Source organism: Phytohalomonas tamaricis, from assembly GCF_003012345.1.
Lineage (GTDB): Bacteria > Pseudomonadota > Gammaproteobacteria > Pseudomonadales > Halomonadaceae > Phytohalomonas > Phytohalomonas tamaricis.
The window spans coordinates 883,801-904,336 of the sequence record NZ_PVRV01000020.1 but is presented as its reverse complement, the minus strand read 5'-3'; the positions used below and the strand labels follow the sequence as shown (position 1 = coordinate 904,336).

The following is a 20,536-nucleotide window of genomic DNA, read 5'->3' as shown; positions in this document are numbered from 1 at the left end:
TGCTGCGCTTCAGATAGATGACAGGCGAGATTTTCGAGCGTAACTGGCAAATCGCACGAGAGTGACCCAGACTTTTCAATCACCAGCCATGATGCTGCTTTTGCCACACCCTGTCACAGGAGAAAAGCATGCCCAACCGTCGAGATTTTCTGGCCGGCGCCGCTCTGGCTGCCGCCGCGACCGCTGCGCCACGCTTGATGGCTGCTGAAAAGCACCCAGAGGGTGACAACAATTGCGTTGCTTCAACACTGCCCAGTAATCCACCGCTGGCTTCCAAGCTTTTCCCCCCTGAGCACAGGTTTGGCGTGGGTGGGACTCAATTAGGCAACATGTTCAAGGTGACGCCGGACGAGCAGGCCGAGGCGATGCTTGAAGCCTCCTGGGCCAGCGGAGTACGTTATTTCGACACATCCCCATGGTACGGGCTTGGCCTGTCCGAGCGCCGATTGGGGCATTTTCTCGATGGCAAGCCACCGCAAGAGTATGTGCTCTCGACCAAGGTCGGGCGTCTGCTGATTCCTGATGCCTCGGTAGACAGCATCAATATCTGGCATGGTGATATCAACTTCAATTATCGCTACGACTACACGGCTGCCGGGGTACGTCGTTCGGTAGAAGATAGCCTGCAGCGTCTCGGTGTCCCCAAGATCGATCTGGTCTACATTCACGACCTGGCGCCGAGCAACGAGGACATGGGAGATGACTGGAAGAAGTATCTCGATACTGCACTCAAGGGCGCAATGCCCGAGCTGACGCGGATGCGTGAAGAGGGCATCATTGGTGGCTGGGGCATGGGCGTCAACGATATCGAGCCGAGCCTTGCCGCCATCGACAATGCCGACCCCGACGTGATTCTCCAGGCCACCCAATACACGCTGATCAAGCACGAGGATGCGCTCAATCGGCTATTCCCCAAGTGCCGTGACAATGATGTCTCACTGGTCATCGGCGCGCCGCTCGGTTCGGGCTTCCTCGCCGGCACCAATCACTGGATGTACAGCACTGATATTCCCGACGGCTACCGCGAGCAGCGCGAGCGCTTGAGCCGTATTGCCCGCGATCACGGTACCGACCTGCGTACCGCCGCGTTGCAGTTCACCGCTGCGCCGGACGTGGTTGCCGCGACCATTCCTGGTGCCCGCGACGCCGAGCAGGCGCGGCAGAACTACCAGTCAATGACAGCCAAGATTCCGGCCGAATTCTGGCAGACGCTGAAAAATGAAGGGCTGATCGCGCAGAATGCGCCCACGCCGAGTTAAAGGAGGCACACGGTAATTCTCGATTCTCCTTTCTGAGGCAGGAAAAGGGGCACGCCTGCCCCCATCGGACTGCCGGGATGCACCAGGCCCAGGCGTCCCGGCGGATCTGCTGGTTAGCGCCTGACAGGGTGTTTTGACACTCGCCGCATCCTTACACCTTGCTGAGGATCAGCGCGGCATTCACCCCGCCGAAACCGAACCCGAACCCGTTGCACAGCACGTGCCGGGAAAGGTGTTCGGTGCCACCCGCGAGACGAAGTCCAGGTCCTGCGTGTCGTCGTCGACGTTTTCCAGATTCAGGCTCGGGGGAGACGGTCGTGCATCAGCGCCAGGGGGAAGAAGATACTCTCCACGCTACCGGCGGCACCGAGCAGATGGCCAGTGGCCGACTTGGTCGCGGAAATCGGGATGCCGGGAAGGGCCTCGCCAAAGGCATTGCGCAGGGCGGCGATCTCGGCCCGGTCCCCCACCGGCGTAGAAGTGGCGTGGGCATTGATATGGCCGATAGCCTCGGGAGAAAGCCCCGCCATCTTCAGCGCTGCGCGGATGGCCACCGCGACCCCGGCGCCGTTTTCCCGGCCGGCGGTGATGTGGTAGGCATCGGCGCTGGTGCCATAGCCACTGAGGATGGCCATCGGTGTTGCCCCGCGCGCCTCGGCATGGGCCAGGCTCTCGATCACCAGCAACCCTGCGCCTTCGCCCATGACGAAGCCGTTACGTGCCCGGTCGAAGGGACGTGAAGCCTTAGCGGGATCGTCCTGCTCGGTAGAGAGCGCGGCAGGGGAGAGCCCAGTTCGATCATGCTGGAAGGCGTCAGAGACATGAGATAAGCCTCCTTAATGGAGCGTTGAGATTTGATTGTGTCCGGCGCGAGAGGATGGCCTCCATTCTAGGCGCAATACGAGTGTCGTTTTCAAGATAGTCGCGGCGAATCAATGCCGTGGAGCATTATTTATCAGTGATGAAATGGGATTTTTCTTTCTGGATCAGGGGATTATTTAGGGCATATAAGGTTCTGCCGATGATGCTAGAGGTATACGAGTAACCAAGGACTATCGCAGGCGATTGATAGAACGATCAGTGCTTGCAGGGTAGGGGCGGTAGCGTTTCCCCTCGCATAGTGGCCTCCTCCCGATCCATCAGCTTTGGTTTTCCGCTGGCGCTATAAACTAGTCCATTATGCAAGCGTTAAAAATAGTAGAGAGCAACAATGAGCCGTGATTCAGACTTTGTTTTTGTGTTTCACCCAGAAAGGCGGGAAAAATTTCGGACAGGAGAGCTGAGCGAAGAGTGGGTCAAAAGATATCCGGATTTATTTGACTCTGATGATGTCAGGATTCTCACGACCGAGCATCAGCGAAAATACCACTTCTTTGAGTGGCTAAGTTCGGTGCTGCTCTACGAATCCACGGGTTATGTTAGCTTGATGGAAAAATATTGCGCCAAAAGCCATCCAAGAAAGCTTCGTTTATTTTCCGAGCTGGTTCCCGAGCCGGTTTTTGATTATTTGATGAGTGCGCCGTCAGGTCATCCGGATTTGTTTTCTTTTTGTCCCCAGACAGGGGAGTGGTTCTTTTGTGAGGTGAAAGGCCTCGCCGATACTTTGAAAGAAAACCAAATCGTTATGCATGAACAGCTAGAAAAAATGACCGGCCGGAGAGTCAGAATTATTCAGCTTGATGAGGTGGCGCCGTAGGACTCAGTCGGGGACTTCTTTCTAACCAGCGAATCAAGCCGAACCATTTACTCGCTGCCATTCTTAAATAGGCGGCTTATTGCGAGAATTATATTTTACTTTCTTAGCGTTCGGCAAAGAGAGAGCGTACCGCCAATTGACGCGCAAAGGCCAAAAACGGCGAGGTTGCGGTCTCTATTTCACATGGGGGCGGGAAGTAAATAGATTGGTGCGCTCTTGGCAAAAAAAGGAGAATTTATGTCAGGAATCAACCAGTATCTCAAAGAAAAGCTATTGGAAGTTGGCGGGGCATACGGGTAGCCACCGAGGCCGGCGACGGAGCTGTCGATCACGCCGATGCCTTCCTTCAGTACGCAGGAAACATGACCGCGCGCACCGCCCCCGCGCTCACAGCCGTGCCAGCGGGTCTTGGCGGAAGTAGCGCCCGAGCAGGGCATAGAGCTCGGGATAGGCGGCGGCGAGCTCGTCTGGTGCGCTGAAGAAATATTCACACGTCACCGCGAAGCATTCACCGGGGTGAGTGGCGGCGTAACCATCGATCGGCGTCGGCTCGCCGCGTTCAAGGTGTGCCTGTAGATCGTCCCACACGGCGGTATAAATGCGGTGCCACTCCTTGGCCGACATGTCACGCGGTAGCGGCGGGAAGCCATCAACATCCATCGAGTTGCCCATGTCGAGCTTGTGGCTGAACTCATGGATGATGACATTGAACCCCGCCCAGTTACCGCTGTGCTCGATATCGGTCAGCGACAGCACCACCGGTCCTTGATAGGACGTCTCACCCACCCGCTCGTCGTCGAACTCATGAACCACACCGGTCTCATCCATCTCCTCGACCCGACGCCGGAAGGCGTCCGGCACGATGACGATTTCATGGACATTGGTGAAGGCTGAAACGGCATCATCCTCGCGCCATTCAAGCGTCATCAGGCTGACTTGGGCCGCGATCCCCAGCCGTTCACGCCAGCCCCAATCGAGCCCGGGCGGCAGTGTCAGCCGCAGCCGATGCAGCAAGCGCCAGGCCCGCTCGCCAAGTCGCCTCTGCTGGGCATCGTCAAGACCGGCGAGTATTGGCAGACGCGAGATTGCCTCGCGCCATGCCTGCTCGGGGAAGGGATGGCGGCCCACGTCGTGCCGCCGTTTTAAGTCCTTAAGCCAGCCCATGCCGTCTCATGCTCTCTGAGCCTCAGCAGCCGGCTTTCAGCGACCAGTCGCGCCAGCGCAGATCGAAAAGATCCTTGCGGCGGTCTTTCAGGTTGGTCACTGACCCTTCGCTTCTGACCACGCGCAGACGGCGCAGGTCGAGATCGGAGAACATCAGCATCTCGGTGTTGGGCGTGGTTTCCGACATTACCGCGTCGTGTGGGAAGGCGAAATCCGACGGCGAGAATACCGATGACTGGGCGTACTGCACATCGAGGTTCTCGATCGATGGTACGTTACCCACGCTGCCGCAGACCACGACATAACATTCGTTCTCGATCGCCCGCGCCTGGGCACAGTGGCGCACGCGCAGATAACTGTTCTTGGTATCGGTCCAGAATGGCACGAACAGAATGTCCATGTCCTGCTCGGCCAGCAGGCGCGGCAGCTCGGGGAATTCAACGTCGTAGCAGATCAGGATGCCGATCCGTCCGGCATCGGTCTCAAATACCTGCAGCGCATCGCCACCCTCGACCACCCAGTCACGACGCTCCTGCGGCGTGATGTGCAGCTTGGCCTGACGATCGATCTCGCCGTCGCGATGGCAGAGATAGGAGACGTTGTAGAGCTTGCCGTCCTCGCCTTCTTCGACCATCGATCCGGCAATGATGTTGATATTATAGGACACCGCCATGCGCGAGATTTCAGTCTTGAAACGCTCGGTGAAACCGGCCAGGAAATGGATTGCCTTGACCTGGTCGGACTGGTCAGTCAAGCCCATCAACGGTGTATTGAACAGCTCCGGGAAGACAGCGAAATCGCTCTGGTAATCGGCGATCGCATCGACATAGAACTCGACCTGCTGCAGCACCTGCTCGACCGAGGCAAATTCACGCATCTGCCACTGCACCGCGCCGACACGCACTTCGGTCTTGCGTGACTGCAGGACACGCTCAGCCGGCTCGAACAGAATGTTGTTCCACTCAAGCAATGTCGCATAGCCCATTGAGCGCTCATCTTCAGGCAAATACTTGCGCAGCAGACGCTTGACCAGGAAATCATTGGCGAGCTGAAACGACAGAATCGGGTCGTAGATCTCCTTGCGTGAGACCTTGTCGATATACTGCGTCGCCGTCAATTCATCGGCATGCTCGTAATAGTTGGGCACCCGGCCGCCGGCGAGAATCGCGCGCAGGTTCATCGAGCGGCACAGTTCCTTGCGCGCTTCATACAGGCGTCGACCGAGGCGGTAGCCGCGATAGCTTGGGTCGATCAGTACATCAAGACCGTAGAGCGCATCGCCATCAGGATTATTAAGGATGACTTCGCGCTTGCCGATCAGATCGTCGTACTTATGCGGGTTGGAAAACACGTTGTAATCAACCAGCGCTGTCAGGGCGACGCCGACGATTTTGCCGTCATCCTTGATCGCAATCTGACCATCGGGAAAGTCGGTAATCAGTTTGTCGATCGTATGTTTGGGCCAGCAACCACCGATATCGTCATAGACAGCATCCATGAGTACCTTGAGCTCGTCATAATCGCTGGATTCGAGGTTGCAAAGATGCAAATGTAATTCTTCGATGGACATATAAAGAGAGTCCTTATCAGTAATGGGCTCAGTCTGATACGCAGACCAATGGCTGCCTGAGAGGGGTGCTGCCGAACATCACTTACGGCGCAACGGTACTGATGGAGTGGCCGCTAAACTTGTTCTAGTCATTGCTGCTAATTAAGAAATTACGCAATTTTCTAGGCTGAACCATCATCAACGATGCCTTGATCTACAGGAAAGCCTAAAGATGCAGTGAGTTAGTGCTTAATAAGCGTGCAATGGATTATACGAAAGGATAGGGACAACTGAGACTACGGGGCGGTAAAAAGGTTCACTGCGACGAATCGGGACATTATACCTGCTACATTACAAGAATGGTAATTAGGCTGCGAACGTAGCTGGCAACGCTTTGTTCAAGGAGAACTGCATGGCGGTACGAACGCTTTACGATCTATGTGGAAAGGATGACAGGCTGCGCTTCTCGCCTTATTGCTGGCGGGCCAAGCTAGCACTCAAGCACAAGGGGCTGCCGTTCGATACCATCCCGTGGCATTTTACCGAAAAGGAGGCCTTGGCGTTTTCGGGACAGGGGCCTGAGCCGGAGCGCAAGGTGCCGGTATTGACCGATGAAGATGGTACTACTGTCACTGATAGCTTTGAGATCATGCGCTATCTCGATCGCTCTTATCCTGACAAGCCGCTGCTTGGCAATGAAATGGCCCAGGAACGGGCTCGTTTTATCAAGTACTGGTCGGAGGCCCAATTGGCGCCGGCAATCATGAAGATCGCGATTCTCGATATCTTCGCGCTCCTTGCCCCTGAAGATCGTGACTATTTTCGTGAAACACGTGAGAAGCGCTTCGGTACCACGCTTGAATCGTTCAAGAACCCCGAGCAGGGTCGGCAGATGCTTGCCTCTGCGCTGGCACCATTGCGCGCACGCTTGAGTGAGGCGCCTTATATCGACGGTGACGCGCCGGGCGGAGCGGATTATCTCGCCTTCGGTTTCTTCATGATGCCTTACACCGTGCTCAGTGAAGATTTGTTCGAAGCGAATGACGTTGTCGGCCAGTGGCAGGCGCGTCTGCTCGACGCCTTCGGTGGCTATGCTCGGGAGGCGACGCGGGTCGGCGACATCAGCAAGTGAGCGCATCAAGCCCACCTTTACGGTGGGCTTTTTGATTTCACCGGAAGTCACGACGTGTACGGCGTGATGCCGGCGGCGATGTTTAGTGCATGAGGCAGCGAGGCTGGCAGCATCGCGCCGTGCTCAAGTCCCGCCAGAGTGCAGGTATTCACCGTGAGGCCGGGGTGTGCAGCAAGTGACGCCGCCAAGGCGTCGAAGGCGTTGAGGTTGTTCGTGCCGGTGGGTGATTTGCTGCGCTTGCCCTCGTGTGAGCCACGCATAAGCCAGAGTCGTGCGTCTAGATCGCCAGCGTGAGCAGTGAGGTTGTTGGCGGCCGTCAGCATTGCATCACGCGTCCAGCCCAGCGATGGGCTGACGGCGACATAGTCGGTAAACAATTCAGGGCGGGTGAACAGAGTATGTAGTACGAATAGGCCGCCGAACGAGTGGCCCCAAAGCGTTTGTCGTTGTGAATCAAGCGACGCTCGGGAGGCAACGGCCGGCATGATCGTGGTTTCGATCAAGGCGAGGAAATCGTCGGCACCGCCGCCTTTATGGCGCAAAAATGGCGGTACGTCTTCGGTGCGGGCGGCATTGCGTTCAGGTAGATAGTCATGAGCGCGAGCCTCGACGTCAAAGCGCAACTCGGTATCGTAGCCGAGCGCGACGATCAGCGGCGACTCGTGCCGCGAAAGGTTCTCGAGCAGCGGCTCGTCGAGCTCGCCCATCGCCGCGTTGCCATCGAGCAGCCAGGCCACTGGATAGCCCCGCCCGGGTGCCGCACGACGCGGAATGCCTAGCCAGATACGGTAACGGCGCTGGCCGTCGGCGGAGTCGAAATAAAGTTGCTCGAAGCGGTAGTAAGCAGAGCCACGTTCGGCGATGGTCGGACCGAGCTTGCGCTTCAGGTCGGGACGAGCGACAGCCTGCCAGGGCAGTGCCGCCGCAAGAAGTCCGGCAAGCATCGCCTGTAACATTCGGCGGCGCTGCGAAGAATCGGGTCTTGCCCCGTGGGTAGATAGTCGTCGCAAGGGAACCTCTGCAACTCGTCATCAACGGCTCGGCCAGGCGCTGTGAACAGCGCCTGGCCGATGTGCAGTGGTGATTAGAAGGAAGCGGTCAGCGTGGTATAGAAGGAGCGACCGGGTTCGTTGTAGGTGGCGGCGCCGGCATCACTGGAGTTGCCTTCACGATAAAGACGCTTGTCGAAGATATTGCGTACGCCGAAGCTGCCACGCAGGTTGGCGTTGAATTGATAACCCGCATTCCAGCTGAAGATGCTGTACGGGGAGATGCTGTCGGTGGAAATGCCGTAGCGCGCCTCGCGGGCCATGGTGGCATGTGTGGCCGGCTCCTGCTTGCCGTACCAGGTCCAGTACAGCTGCGTGTCGATCCTCTCGTTGACCGTCCAGTCCAGCGTCGAGTTCAAGGTGTACTCGGGAATCACCGACAGCGGGTTGCCGGTGTCCTTGTTCTCGTTCTCGATCATGTAGGTGGCGTTGTTGATCCACAGCAGATCGCTGGTCAGCGGCATCTGGAAGGTGCCTTCGAAGCCCTGAATGACGGCGCGATTGGCGTTTTCCCACTGCAGGACCGCGCTGCCCGTCTCGGTGACGGCGAGCACCTCGGTGCCGGCGACGATCTTGTTGTGGTAGTCGTTGCGGAAGTAGGTCAGCCCCGCCACCCAGTCGCGGTTGCGGTACTGGATACCGATCTCCTTGTTGACGCTGGTTTCCGCGTCCAGGTCGTCGTTACCCAGCAGGTAGCAAGGACCATCGACGCCGACCGGACAGCCGTTGCCACTGGTGCGCAGCAGATAGTTGCCGTTGCTCTGGTAGAGGTTGGGCGCCTTGAAGGCACGCGCGATGCCGCCCTTCAGCGTGACGTGCTCGCTCAACTTCTGCGCTACGTTGAGGCTAGGACTCCACTGGTTGCCGAAGGTGGTATGGTGATCGAAGCGCAGTCCGGGGGTGATGGTAGTGCCTTTCCACGGCTCGATGTTGTCTTCGACGAAGACGCCTAGCAGCTCCGAGCTGGTACTGCTGTCGCGGCCGCCGCCGGTCAGACCGAACACGCTTTCGCCATCGGCGACTTCCTGGCTGGTCGAGCCCGGGTCATCAAGCGTGCTGCGATCCCACTCGGTGCCGAAGGTCAAGACCTGATCGATTGCCGTGTCAGCGTAGTAATCCGCTTCGGCGCTCAGTCGATAACCGTTCAGCTCGCTGGTCGTATAGTCGTCTGCGTCGCTGATCTGGCCTTCGATACGGCCGGTAAGGCCTTCGTCCAGACGCGTGTTACGGGTGTTTTCGTACTGGGCGGTCAAGCGCGTGTCGAGGTTCGACCAGTGGCCGTTGTGGCGGATGGAGAAGTTCTCGCGATACATGCGGTTGGTTTCGGCGCCATCCTCGGCCAGCGCCTGGGTGACGTCGGAGGCGTTGTTGGTCTGGGTGTCGCCGGCATAGATGTTGCCCTGGCGCGAGAAGCCCGCCCTGAATTCCAGTTCCTGTGCCTCGGTAAGCTGCCAGGCCAACAGACCGTTGATGTCCTTGTTGCGCACCCCCTCGTTGCCGGCCGTATCGCTGGCGGAATAATCGGCGTTGATGTCTGGTGAGTCGGCGTCGGTCTTGCTGACGTTGCCGTAAACGCGGAAGGTCAACACGTCACTCAGCGGGCCGCTGAGGCTGAAGTCGGCGCGTTTGGTGGCACCTTCGTCGTCATCTTCGGGGATATTGTTATAGATGCTCAGCGAGCCGTGCCAATCCTTGGTGGGTTGCTTGGTGATGATGTTGACCACCCCGCCCATGGCGCCGGAGCCGTAGCGGGCTGCCGCAGGGCCGCGCAGCACTTCGATGCGCTCGACCTGTTCTGCCGGCACCCAGTTGGTGTCGCCGCGGGTATCGCGCTCGCCGCCACGACCATAGCGTACGGACTGACGCGAGCTGACCGGCTCACCGTCGATCAGGATCAGCGTGTTCTCCGGCCCCATGCCGCGGATATCGATCTGGCGGTTGTTGCCGCGCTGGCCGCTGGCGCTGTTGCCGGTGAGATTGACGCCAGGCATGCGCCGGATGATATCGGAGAGATCGTTGACCGGCGGGCGTTTGGCGATATCTTCAGCGGTGATGGTTGAAACGCCGGGGGCCTGTTTCAGTGTGTTTTCGGCGGTGCCCAGGATGACCATGGCATCAAGTTCGACGTCTTTGTTGGCATCTGCCGAGTTTTCATCCTGCGTTGCGGTCTGTTCCGAATCTGCTTGCGTGGTAGCCGTTTGCGCCAGCGCAAACGAGGGTAACAGGACTGAGGAGGAGAGCGTCAGTGTGAGCGCAACGTGATGGCGATAGATAGAGTGCAGCATTCCCTTGTCCCTTAGCATTGTTTGGATTAGCCATGCCGCCTCAGTAAAGAGCGGTCTGTCGACAATCGCTGCAAATATTAATCGTTTTCATTTACAATTAAAACTGCTTACCATTAGCGGCAGTAAGTTTGAAAAAAGGTTTGGATGATAATAATTATTGTTACTATCTGTACGCAAGTTTTGGATTTTTATAAATAATCAGGCGGAGAAGAGCATGCGTATTGCGGGAACCGTAGCGTTGAAATCGGCCCTGATCACCGGCGCGTTGTGCGCCCTGCTGACAAGCAGTCTGGCTAATGCCCAGCAGGCGCCCCAGGTCGCCAAGAACGTAAGGCTCGGTGGTGGGCTGTACGAAGTGGTCTACAGTGCGGCAGATAAAGCGGTGTTCGTCACAGCCGCCGGCAGCCGAGGCAGCGGCGAAGGCGGTCACGTTATTAAGCTCGACCCCGAGACGCTCAAGGTGCTCAAAGACGTCACCATGCCGGAGCGGACCTTCGGCATTGCGTTGAATGATAAAACGCAGATGCTCTATACCACTAATACCATCGCGGGCTCGCTGTCGGTGCTCGATCTATCGTCAGGCAAGGTTATCAAGACGTTACCGCTGTCTGACGTCGCCAAGGCGCATGCTGCGGGTGAAAAGCCTGCTCAGCCGCACGCAGAAGGTGGTAAGCCTGACCAACCACGCCCCGAAGGTGGAAAGCCTACCCAGCCACGCCAAGTCGCGGTCGATGAGGCGAGCAACACCGTGTACGTTACCGGCGTGGCTAAGAAGGGGGTGATCTGGGTCGTCGATGGAAGCGACAATACCCTCAAGAACACCATCGAGAACGTCGGCGCGATGACCCTCGGTCTGGCGGTAGATGCGCCTCACCAGCGCCTCTATGCGGTGAACATGGGCGACAACGAGATCGCCGTGATCGACACCGCCAGCGACAAGGTGATCGAGCGCTTCGCGGCGGGCGGCAAGAAGCCGATGAATGTCGCCGTTGATGTCGATACGCAGCGTCTATTCGTTGCCAACATGGGCAGCAATGACGTCTCAGTGATCGATGCTCGCAGCGGAAAGCTGATTCGCACCGTTGCTACGGGAGAGGGTGCGCTCGGCGTCTCCTTTGACCCGGTAGGCAAGCGTATCTACGTTGCCAACCGCGGCGCCGGTACCGTGAGCGTCATCGATGCGACAAGCTATGAACTGCTCGCCGAACTCGAAACCGGTACTCATCCCAACACGGTGGCTATCGATCCCGCCACTCAGCGCGCCTATGTCACCAACAAGACGGCGCGGCCCAAGGAGGGCGAGAGCGCTCAGGACGACAACGGCGATACAGTGACGCTGATCACGCCCTGATTATCCGACATTACCCTACGAAAAAGCCCCGCCTTGGCAGGGCTTTTCGTTTTTGATCTCCGGCGCAGGCTAGGCGCTCTCGCGACGATGAGCGTAGGTCGCCGCGAAGCGCGACAGCAGCCACTCACCCGCCGTGGTCGGTGGGTAGCGGATGGGATTGTCGGCGTCAAAGCAGCCCGGCAGCGCCTTGATCTCGGTGTCGAAATCGGGCTCGGCGAAAAATGGCATTGAGTAGCGGTCGACGTTGCGCGGGCTGACCACTCGGTGTGGGGTGGAGCGGTAACGGTCATTGCTCCAGCGCGCCATCATGTCACCCAGATTGACGACGAAAGTGCCGGGAATCGGCGGTGCGTCGATCCACTCACCGCGCCTGTTCTGGACCTGCAGCCCGCCGGCACTGTCCTGATAGAGCAGGGTGATGCAGCCGTAGTCGGTGTGCGCACCGGCGCCCTGCTGTGCATCCGGTCGATCATGGTCCGGCGCATCGTTCACCGGCGGGTAGTGGATCATGCGAAATACGCTGATCGGCGCGCCGAAGCGTTGATCGAAGAAGTCGCGCTCGATCCCCAATGTGCTGGCGATGGCACGCAGCAGCGTGCGGGCCAGTGCGCTCATGTCGGCGTAGTGGGTCTCGAGCAGCGTCTGCCAGCCGGGCAGGGCGGGATGGTTATTGCTGCCGTGCAGTGGCTTGCCGGCGATGACATCGGGATGGTCGGCCGCCAGGTGGCGGCCCATGTCGAAGGTCTCCTTCAGGTCGCTGGGCCGGGTCGGGTCGAGCTGCTCGGTAGCCACCGCGCCATAGCCACGATGATGGCGGCTCTGGGTGATATCGATCTTGAGCTTCTCCTCCAGCGGCAGGGCGAAGAAGGTTCTGGCCGCCGCGAGCAGCGCGTCGAAGCGCTCGGCGGTGATGGGGTGGCCCTTGATATAGAAAAAGCCCCACTGCTGGCAGGCGTCGTCGATGCGGGCGGCGACCTCGTCCCGGCGTGCCAGGTCGTCAGCATAGAGCGGGGCGATATCGATGATGGGGAGTGAATTTAATGTCATGTCGGTGTCCTGACAGGGAAGAAGAACCAGCCGACAGCGCAGCAGGCGCTGCCGGCGGAAGATCACTTGGGCATGTCGGCCTTGAGGCCCTCGACGCACCAGTCCATCGAAGCGAGCTGCTGGTTGGTGATGGTCTCGCCGGCCTTGAGACGCTCAGTGCCGGATTGGTCCTTGATCGGGCCGGTGAAAGGATGGAACTCTCCGCTGCGGATGCTGGCGATGATCTTCTCGGCGCCCTGCTTGACGTCGGCGGGCACTACGTCGGATATCGGCAACTTGAGCATGTCGTCATGCAGCCCGCCCCAGAAATCCTCCGGCTTCCAGGTGCCATCCATGACCTGCTGCGCGGTGCGGATATAGAACGGTCCCCAGTCGTTGACGATCGACATCAGACACGAGTTGGGGCCGAAATGGCACATGTCGGAGGCGTAGCCGATCGAGTAGACGCCGCGCCGCTCGGCGGTCTGGATCGGCGCCGGGCTATCGGTATGCTGAAACAGCACGTCGACGCCCTGGTCGATCAGCGCATTGGCGGCGTCCGCTTCCTTACCTGGGTCGAACCAGCTGTTGACCCACATCACCTTGAGTTCGGCCTGCGGGTCGTACTTGTTGAGCGCCAGCTGAATGGCGTTGATGTCGCGGATCACCTCAGGGATCGGGAAGGAGGCGATGTAACCGATCTTGTGGCTCTTGGTCATCTTGGCAGCGAGGTAGCCGCCGACGTAGCGGCCTTCATAGGTGCGCGCCAGGTAGGTGCCGACGTTCTTGGCCTGCTTGTAGCCAGTGGCGTGTTCGAAGGTCACCTTGGGGAACTGCTGGGCGACCTTGATCGTCGGGTTCATGTAGCCGAACGAGGTGGTAAAGATCAGTTGATTGCCGCTCGTCGCCAGGTTACGGATCACCCGCTCAGCGCTGGCGCCTTCATCGACATTCTCGACATAGGTGGTCTTCACCTTGTCGCCGAAGTGCTCAACCAGCTCCTGGCGGCCCTGTTCGTGCTGATAGGTCCAGCCGTGATCGCCGACCGGGCCGAGATAGACAAAACCGATCTTCAGAGGCTCCTGGGCGCTGGCGCTCAGCGCGGCGCTCATGCCCAGCGCGGCGGTCAGTCCGCACAGCAATTTTTTAAACGATTGTTTTTTTAGTAAGGGGTACGACATGGCAAGGAATCCTTACGAAATTTGAATTGTGGTTGTAGTGCTGCGCGGAAAGAACGACCGGACGCTGCGCTGACGTGCCGGAAGGTTGTTACGTTTCGTTAATGCAAAAAGCTGACCAATTGGACAGTGGCGGTGTGACGACTGGCGAGCAAGGCGCGTCGCCCGGTGCTGACTCATCCTGGTGCGGCGCATAGTCAGCCCGCTACCAGTTGGTGCGCAGCGCGTCTGTGAGCGGTAATCAGCCCGACCAGATCGAGATCGACAATCTGCCCGTCGACCACGCGCCACTCTCCGCCGACCATGACGCGATCGGCACGGTCGGCGGCGCACAGCAGCAGCGCGGCGAGAGGGTCGTGGCTACCGGAGAAGCGCAGCTCGTCGAGCTTGAACAGCGCCAGGTCGGCCTGCTTGCCCGGGGCGAGCTGACCGATATCATCACGGCCGAGCAGGCGTGCCGAGCCGCGTGTCGCCCAGCCCAGCGCTCGCTGCGGGGTGACGCGCTCGGCGCCGTAGCGTAGACGCTGCAGGTACATGGCCTGGCGCGCTTCGATCATCATGTTCGAAGTGTCGCCCGAGGCCGAACCGTCGACGCCGAGGCCGACCGTCACGCCGGCTGCCTCCAGCTCCAGCGTCGGGCAAATCCCCGAGGCGAGGCGCATGTTAGAGCAGGGGCAGTGACAGACGCCGACACCGGCCTTGCCCAGACGGTGAATCTCGTCATCGTTGAAGTGGATGCCGTGGGCCAGCCAGGTGCGCGGGCCGAGCCAGCCGACGCTATCGAGATAGTCGACGGTGCGCATGCCGAAGCACTTGAGGCAGAACGCCTCCTCGTCGAGGGTTTCGGCCAGATGGGTATGCAGGCGCACGTCGTGATGCTCGGCCAGTGCAGCGCTCTCGCGCATGATCTCCGGCGTGACCGAAAACGGTGAGCAGGGCGCCAGCGCGATCTGCACCCGGGCGCCGTCGCCGCGCTGATGATAGCGGCGGATCAGGCGCTCGCTGTCGTCGAGAATCGTCTGCGCCTTTTGCACGGTATGCTGCGGTGGCAGCCCGCCGTCGGCTTCGCCCAGGCTCATCGAGCCGCGACTCAGCATGGCGCGCATGCCCAGCTCATCAACTGCGTCGACCTGGATATCGATCGCCTCGTCCATGCCATCGGGAAACAGATAATGATGGTCGGCCGCCGTGGTGCAGCCGGACAGCAACAGCTCGGCCAGCGCCACCCGGCTGGCCAGTGCCAGCGCCTCGGGCGTAAGCCGCGCCCATACCGGATAGAGCGTCTTGAGCCATGGAAATAGCGGCTGGTTGACTACCGGCGCCCAGGCGCGAGTCAGGGTCTGATAGAAATGGTGGTGGGTATTGATTAGCCCCGGCAGCACGACGTGGTCACGGGCGTCAAATATCACATCGCAGGGTGCGGTGGGCTGCTGGCCCGGCGCCAGACACTCAACGATGCGGTTGCCCTCGATCACCAGCCCACCGCGGGCGTCAAGGTCGTTAGCGGTGAAGATCGCCTGCGGCGCGCGCAGCCACAGGCGGGAAGAGGTAGAAGGTGCAGTAGACATGGGTGAATGCTTCTTATGGATGAATTCTTCTTATGAATGAACGTTAAGGCGCTTAGTGTCCCGGCTGCCACGGCTGGCCCAGCGATACTGGTGCATACAGTCGAGTGCGCACCGCGTCGCGCGACAGCAGCACCAACACGACGATGGTCGCCACATAGGGCAGCATCGCCAGCAGGTTGGAGGGAATCGATACGCCTAACCCCTGCAGCACCAGATGAAGAATGCTGGCCAGCCCGAACAGGTAGGCGCCGAGCAGCACGCGAAACACGCGCCAACTGGCGAATACCACCAGCGCCAGCGCAATCCAGCCGCGTCCAGCGGTCATGTTCTCCGCCCACATCGGCGTATAGGCCAGAGACAGATAGGCGCCAGCCAGCCCCGCCATGGCGCCGCCGAACAGCACCGCGAGCAGACGAACGCGACGCACCGGCAGGCCCATCGCGCTGGCGGCGGCGGGATTCTCGCCCACTGCCTGGAGCACCAGCCCGGTGCGGGTCTTGAGCAGCACCCAGCCGACCACGGCGAACAGCGCAAATGACAGATAGACCAGCAGATCCTGGGCGAACAGCATTCTGCCGAGCAGCGGAATCTGGCTGAGCAGCGGGATCGCCAGCGTCCCGAAGCCCACCAGCGGTTTGCCGACCCAGGCGGTGCCGATGAACGACGACAGACCGACGCCGAAGATGGTCAGTGCCAGGCCGCAGGCGATCTGGTTGGCGTTGAGATAAACGGCGACCAGCGCGAACAGCAGCGCCAGCACCATGCCAGCAACAATGGCCAGTGCCACGCCGAGCCACAGGCTGCCGGTGGCGAAGGCGACGATGAAGCCGATCACTGCGCCAAACAGCATCATTCCTTCCTGGCCGAGGTTGAGCACGCCACTCTTCTCGCACACCAGCTCGCCGAGCGCGACCAGCAAGAGCGGCGTGCCGGTGCGCACCATGGCGAACAGGATATTGCTTATGAGATCGAGATCCATGCTCAGGCTCCTTTGGCCACGGGGGTTGCGACGAACTGGCGCTGCCACGGCAGCTTCACGCGCAGGCGGTAGAGAATCAGCACGTCGCAGGCGAGCAGGAAGAACAGCAGCATGCCCTGAAACAGCCCGGTCAGTGCCAGCGGCAGATTGAGCGTCATCTGCGCCATCTCGCCGCCCAGATAGAGCAGCGCCATCAGCAGGCTGGCGAACAGGATACCAACGGGATTGAGACGGCCGAGAAAGGCGACGGTGATCGCGGCGTAGCCGTAGCCGGGCGAGACCTGCGGGATCAGTTGACCGATTGGACCGCTGACCTCGCACACCCCGGCCAGTCCAGCCAGCGCACCGCTCACCATCAGCGCCAGCCATACCAGACGCTTCTCGCGGAAGCCGACGAAGCGCGCCGCACGGCGATCGAGACCGAGCACCTTGACCTGAAAGCCGAAGAAGCTGCGCTGCACCAGCACCCAGATCGCCACCAGCGCCAGCAGGGCGAAGAACACGCCGACGTGCAGCCGTGTCCCCTCGAACAAAATCGGCAGGCGGCTGGCGTCGCCGAACATCGCCGACTGAGGGAAACCGTAGCCGGCGGGGTCCTTGAGCGGTCCGTAGATGAAGTACTGCAGTAGGTTGAGGGCGATGTAGTTGAGCATGATGGTGGTGAGGATTTCATTGGCATTGAAGCGCGTGCGTAGCCAGGCGGCGAGTCCCGCCCAAGCGGTACCGGCCGCCACGCCAGCGGCAAACACCAGTACCAGCGCCCAGCGGCTTTCGACGTCAATGAGCTGGATCGCCACTGCGCTGCCGGCCAGCGCGCCGACCAGCAGCTGACCCTCGGCGCCGATGTTCCAGATGCGCGCCCGGAAGGCCAACGCCAGGCCGAGGGCGCAGAGCAGGATCGGCAGCGCCTTGATGGCGAGTTCGGTCACGCCGTACATATCACTGATCGGCATGATCAACAGGGTGTAGAGCGTCTCGAGCGGCGGATTGCCCAACGCCGCGAACAACAGCGCGCCGCTGATCAGCGTCAATGCTCCGGCCAGCAGTGGCGACAGCAGCAGCATGGCGCGCGACTGCTGACCGCGAGGTTCGAGGGAAAGAAGCATGTTCAGGCTCCGTCATTCAGTATGTTGTGGACGTTGGTGCTGCGTCGGCAGCGTTCGCTGCGGTGTCGAACTGACCGGTCATCCAGCGGCCAACTTCGCTGGTCTGGGTCTTCGCGGTGGCCTTGAGGGGCGACAATCGCCCGCCGCACAGCGCGCCGATGCGATCGCTGATCTGGAATAGCTCGTCAAGATCCTCCGAGATCACCAGGATTGCCGCGCCGGCGTCGCGCAGCTCGATCAGGGCACGATGGATCGCCGCCGCCGCGCCGACATCAACGCCCCAGGTCGGGTGAGCAGCGATCAGGAGTTTGGGGTTCTGCAGGATCTCGCGGCCAAGAATGAACTTCTGCAGATTGCCGCCGGACAGGCTGCGCGCCGAGGTATGCATATCCGGCGTCTTGACCTCGAAACGCTCGATAATGCGTCGGGCGAAGGCGCTGACCTTGCCGCGCTGAATCATGCCGTGACGCACCAGACCCTGCTGGAAGCCGCTCAACAGCGCATTGTCGGCCAGGCTCAGCGAGGGTACGGCGGCATGGCCGAGGCGTTCGGCCGGCACCATTGCCAGCCCAAGCCTGCGGCGCGCGTCAGGCGGCAGATTGGCGACCGCCTGCCCGCCAAGCGTGATGATCCTGGCCGCCTGAAGAGGCAGACACTCTTCGCCGCTCAGCAGCGCCATCAGTTCGTCCTGACCGTTACCGGCCACGCCAGCGATGCCGACGATCTCGCCGGCGCGAACCGTGAGATCAATGTCGTGCAGTGACGTGGCAAACGGGTCAGGATTGCGCCACGACAACTGGGAGAGATCGAGAAAAACCTTGTCGCCGCTGCGCTTGGGATAGCGTGCCTCCAGCCCCTCGGCGTCGCCGACCATCAGCTGCGCCAGCGCCAGATCGCTCTGTTCGCGCGGGTCGCAGTGGCCCGTGACGCGGCCGGCGCGTAGTACCGTGGCGCTGTGGCACAGCGCGCGCACCTCGCCGAGCTTGTGGCTGATGAACAGGATGCTGACCCCCTCGGCGGCGAGTTTTCTGAGCGTGACGAACAGCTCGTCGACCTCCGGCGGGGTCAGCACCGAGGTGGGCTCATCGAGGATCAGCAGCTTGATGTCCTGCATCAGGCAGCGCACGATCTCTACGCGCTGGCGCTCGCCCACCGATAGGGCGTGCACCCGTCGTTCGGGGTCGAGCGCCATGCCGTAGCGTTTGGAAACTTCGCGAATCCTGGGCACCAGCTGGCGCGGATCGCCGGCGGCGGGACCCAGCGCCAGGGCGACGTTCTCGGCCACGGTTAGCGTCTCGAACAGCGAAAAGTGCTGAAAGACCATGCCAATGCCGAGTTCGCGCGCCTGAGACGGATCGCGAACGGTGACCGGCTGGCCCTCCCAGCGCAGCTCGCCGGCGTCGGCCGCGGCGGCGCCGAAGATGATCTTCATCAGCGTGCTCTTGCCAGCGCCGTTCTCGCCGAGCAGGGCACGGATTTCGCCGCGCGCAACGCTCAGGTCGATGCGGTCGTTGGCCAGGCAGCCCGGATAGCGCTTGGTGATGCCTCGTAGCTCAAGGCGGGGCGGAGGGGATGAAATATCAGGCATAGGCGGCTCGAAACGTGGTCGATTGGTCAGTGAGCCGGACAATGCAAAAAGTTGGCCAATCGGTCAGAAAGGTACGCCAGAGAACGGCGAAGCCGTAGTAACGGCTGAATTGTGCACAATTCAAAGTACGTTTTGTGCACCAGATAAGCGCAGGAAAGCCGGCCTGGCGAATCTTCTTGGCGATGGGGGCTAGTGATATACAGTTAGAGTGAATGAGATAACCGCCGACGTGCCTGGTCATACCGTGCGGACGTAGCCCATAACAACGACAAATGAGGATATTGGATATGGAATTTCACGACGCCACTGCCGGCGATACGTTGTTGCACCGTCATTTAACGTTATTGATGCCGAAGAGGCTGCTTGCCTGCCCAGCCTGTTCGAAGTATGCCCCCGGCGGGCAGGGCCAGCACATCACCAAGGAGCGTGTGACATGGACCCGATGATGCGTGAAGTGCATGACTGGCTGGCCGAGCAGTACGAGGCGATGGTCGACGGGCTCAAGACGCTGGTCGAGATCGACTCCAACAGCTACGACAAGGCCGGCACCGACGCGGTGGCCGATACCATCTTTGCCTGGCTGGCGGCCGATGGCATCGAAGTGATACGCCACGCCAGGCCTGATGCGGGCGATATCCTCGAAGTGCGCCTCGGCGTGGGTGAGGAGGCACATGCTCTGCTGATAGGGCATCGTGATACCGTCTTCCCGACAGGTACGGTGGCGACGCGAGGCTACAGCCAGCAGGCCGATCTTGCCTTCGGCCCCGGCGTGGCCGACATGAAGGCGGGACTGGTAATGAACTGCTTCGTGTTGCGTGCCTTGAAGCGGCTGCCCAGGCTGCCGTTCCCGGTCAGGGCACTGTTCACCGCCGACGAGGAAATTGGCTCACCCGATGGGCGTGCTTTCATTGAACAGGCCGCGACGGGGGCGCGGGCAGTGTTCAATGCCGAACCCGGGCGGATCAGCGGCAATGTCGTCACTGCGCGCAAGGGTGGGGCGAGCTTCACTATTGCGGTTGAAGGCAAGGCAGCGCACTCCGGCGTCAGCCATGCTGACGGGGCGAGCGCGATCGAGGCGCTGGCGCGCAAGATCATCAAGGTCCACGCCCTGACCGACTACGAAAACGGCATCACTACCAATATCGGCGTAATTGAGGGCGGCGTATCGCGCAATACCGTGGCGCCGTGGGCCAAGGCGCAGCTCGACGTGCGTTTCGTGACCAACGAACAGCGTGATGTGCTGTTTGCCGCGCTCAAGACGCTAATCAGTGAGCAGGAACTGCCCGGTACTACAGCGACGCTGACCCAGAGCTCGAGTTTTTTGCCGCTCGAAGCGCAGATGAGCGAGGCGCTGTTCGCGCGCTATCAGCGCCAGGCGGAGCTGCTCGGGTTCGCAGTCGAGGGCGAGTTCACTGGCGGTTGCTCCGATGCCGGCTTCACCGCCAGCCTCGGTGTACCCACGCTGTGTGGTATCGGGCCGGTAGGCGCAAAGATGCATACCGACCAAGAGTTTTGCCGCCTCGATACCCTCGTGCCACGCGCCCAGGCAGTGGCGGCGACGCTTCTCGATCTCGGCGCCGCAGAGCAGGGCCATTATTAAACGATA

General features: G+C 60.5%; 17 protein-coding genes. 6 read left to right on the top strand and 11 right to left on the bottom strand.

Annotated features, from left to right (window positions below):
* Positions 1-128 precede the first annotated feature (128 nt).
* Positions 129-1,259: an aldo/keto reductase gene (locus C3Z11_RS09550; RefSeq protein ID WP_106477671.1), complete on the top strand. Its 1,131-nt coding sequence runs from the start codon at positions 129-131 to the stop codon at positions 1,257-1,259.
* A 296-nt stretch (positions 1,260-1,555) separates the two neighbouring features.
* On the opposite strand, the gene C3Z11_RS09545 is transcribed toward C3Z11_RS09550, so the two are convergent.
* Positions 1,556-1,963 carry a hypothetical protein gene (locus tag C3Z11_RS09545; RefSeq protein ID WP_317450661.1) on the bottom strand — a complete coding sequence of 136 codons (408 nt, stop codon included), beginning with the start codon at positions 1,961-1,963 and terminating at the stop codon, positions 1,556-1,558.
* A 506-nt stretch (positions 1,964-2,469) separates the two neighbouring features.
* Between C3Z11_RS09545 and C3Z11_RS09540 the strand changes: the two genes are divergently transcribed.
* Positions 2,470-2,955 carry a VRR-NUC domain-containing protein gene (locus tag C3Z11_RS09540; RefSeq protein WP_106477670.1) on the top strand — a complete coding sequence of 162 codons (486 nt, stop codon included), beginning with the start codon at positions 2,470-2,472 and terminating at the stop codon, positions 2,953-2,955.
* 387 nt (positions 2,956-3,342) lie between these two features.
* Here the strand turns inward: C3Z11_RS09540 and C3Z11_RS09535 are convergent, their stop codons facing one another.
* Both C3Z11_RS09535 and C3Z11_RS09530 read right to left on the bottom strand, forming a co-directional pair.
* Positions 3,343-4,119, bottom strand: a complete 777-nt coding sequence (locus tag C3Z11_RS09535) for a M90 family metallopeptidase (protein ID WP_106477669.1) — start codon at positions 4,117-4,119, stop codon at positions 3,343-3,345.
* Positions 4,120-4,141: 22 nt separating this feature from the next.
* Positions 4,142-5,689: a bifunctional GNAT family N-acetyltransferase/carbon-nitrogen hydrolase family protein gene (locus tag C3Z11_RS09530; RefSeq protein WP_106477668.1), complete on the bottom strand. Its 1,548-nt coding sequence runs from the start codon at positions 5,687-5,689 to the stop codon at positions 4,142-4,144.
* 391 nt (positions 5,690-6,080) lie between these two features.
* On the opposite strand from C3Z11_RS09530, the gene C3Z11_RS09525 reads away from it, so the two are divergent.
* Positions 6,081-6,800 (top strand): glutathione S-transferase family protein, encoded by a 720-nt coding sequence (locus C3Z11_RS09525; RefSeq protein ID WP_106477667.1) that lies wholly within the window; start codon positions 6,081-6,083, stop codon positions 6,798-6,800.
* 47 nt (positions 6,801-6,847) lie between these two features.
* Here the strand turns inward: C3Z11_RS09525 and C3Z11_RS09520 are convergent, their stop codons facing one another.
* Both C3Z11_RS09520 and C3Z11_RS09515 read right to left on the bottom strand, forming a co-directional pair.
* Entirely contained in the window at positions 6,848-7,810 is a 963-nt protein-coding gene (locus C3Z11_RS09520; protein ID WP_262927320.1) for an alpha/beta hydrolase, read from the bottom strand.
* 74 nt (positions 7,811-7,884) lie between these two features.
* Positions 7,885-10,134, bottom strand: a complete 2,250-nt coding sequence (locus C3Z11_RS09515; RefSeq protein WP_106477665.1) for a FepA family TonB-dependent siderophore receptor — start codon at positions 10,132-10,134, stop codon at positions 7,885-7,887.
* Between the two features lie 214 nt (positions 10,135-10,348).
* Here C3Z11_RS09515 and C3Z11_RS09510 point away from each other — a divergent pair, with 214 nt between their 5' ends.
* Entirely contained in the window at positions 10,349-11,485 is a 1,137-nt protein-coding gene (locus C3Z11_RS09510; protein ID WP_106477664.1) for a YncE family protein, read from the top strand.
* 69 nt (positions 11,486-11,554) lie between these two features.
* Here the strand turns inward: C3Z11_RS09510 and C3Z11_RS09505 are convergent, their stop codons facing one another.
* The 6 genes from C3Z11_RS09505 to C3Z11_RS09480 all read right to left on the bottom strand — a co-directional run bounded on the left by C3Z11_RS09505 (position 11,555) and on the right by C3Z11_RS09480 (position 18,930).
* Positions 11,555-12,532 (bottom strand): 2-oxoglutarate and iron-dependent oxygenase domain-containing protein, encoded by a 978-nt coding sequence (locus C3Z11_RS09505; RefSeq protein ID WP_106477663.1) that lies wholly within the window; start codon positions 12,530-12,532, stop codon positions 11,555-11,557.
* A gap of 62 nt (positions 12,533-12,594) precedes the next feature.
* Entirely contained in the window at positions 12,595-13,692 is a 1,098-nt protein-coding gene (locus tag C3Z11_RS09500) for a BMP family ABC transporter substrate-binding protein (RefSeq protein ID WP_106477662.1), read from the bottom strand.
* 194 nt (positions 13,693-13,886) lie between these two features.
* Complete coding sequence (locus C3Z11_RS09495; protein ID WP_106477661.1) at positions 13,887-15,257, bottom strand: 8-oxoguanine deaminase; 1,371 nt, start codon at positions 15,255-15,257, stop codon at positions 13,887-13,889.
* A 52-nt stretch (positions 15,258-15,309) separates the two neighbouring features.
* Positions 15,310-16,236 carry an ABC transporter permease gene (locus tag C3Z11_RS09490; protein WP_106477660.1) on the bottom strand — a complete coding sequence of 309 codons (927 nt, stop codon included), beginning with the start codon at positions 16,234-16,236 and terminating at the stop codon, positions 15,310-15,312.
* A gap of 2 nt (positions 16,237-16,238) precedes the next feature.
* Complete coding sequence (locus tag C3Z11_RS09485; RefSeq protein WP_106477659.1) at positions 16,239-17,342, bottom strand: ABC transporter permease; 1,104 nt, start codon at positions 17,340-17,342, stop codon at positions 16,239-16,241.
* Between the two features lie 16 nt (positions 17,343-17,358).
* Positions 17,359-18,930 (bottom strand): ABC transporter ATP-binding protein, encoded by a 1,572-nt coding sequence (locus C3Z11_RS09480; protein WP_106477658.1) that lies wholly within the window; start codon positions 18,928-18,930, stop codon positions 17,359-17,361.
* Positions 18,931-19,217: 287 nt separating this feature from the next.
* On the opposite strand from C3Z11_RS09480, the gene C3Z11_RS16815 reads away from it, so the two are divergent.
* Both C3Z11_RS16815 and C3Z11_RS09475 read left to right on the top strand, forming a co-directional pair.
* Positions 19,218-19,376, top strand: a complete 159-nt coding sequence (locus C3Z11_RS16815; RefSeq protein WP_158700985.1) for a hypothetical protein — start codon at positions 19,218-19,220, stop codon at positions 19,374-19,376.
* Entirely contained in the window at positions 19,364-20,530 is a 1,167-nt protein-coding gene (locus tag C3Z11_RS09475; RefSeq protein WP_106477657.1) for a M20 family metallopeptidase, read from the top strand. The genes C3Z11_RS16815 and C3Z11_RS09475 overlap by 13 nt, the downstream gene beginning before the upstream one ends.
* Positions 20,531-20,536: the final 6 nt, after the last annotated feature.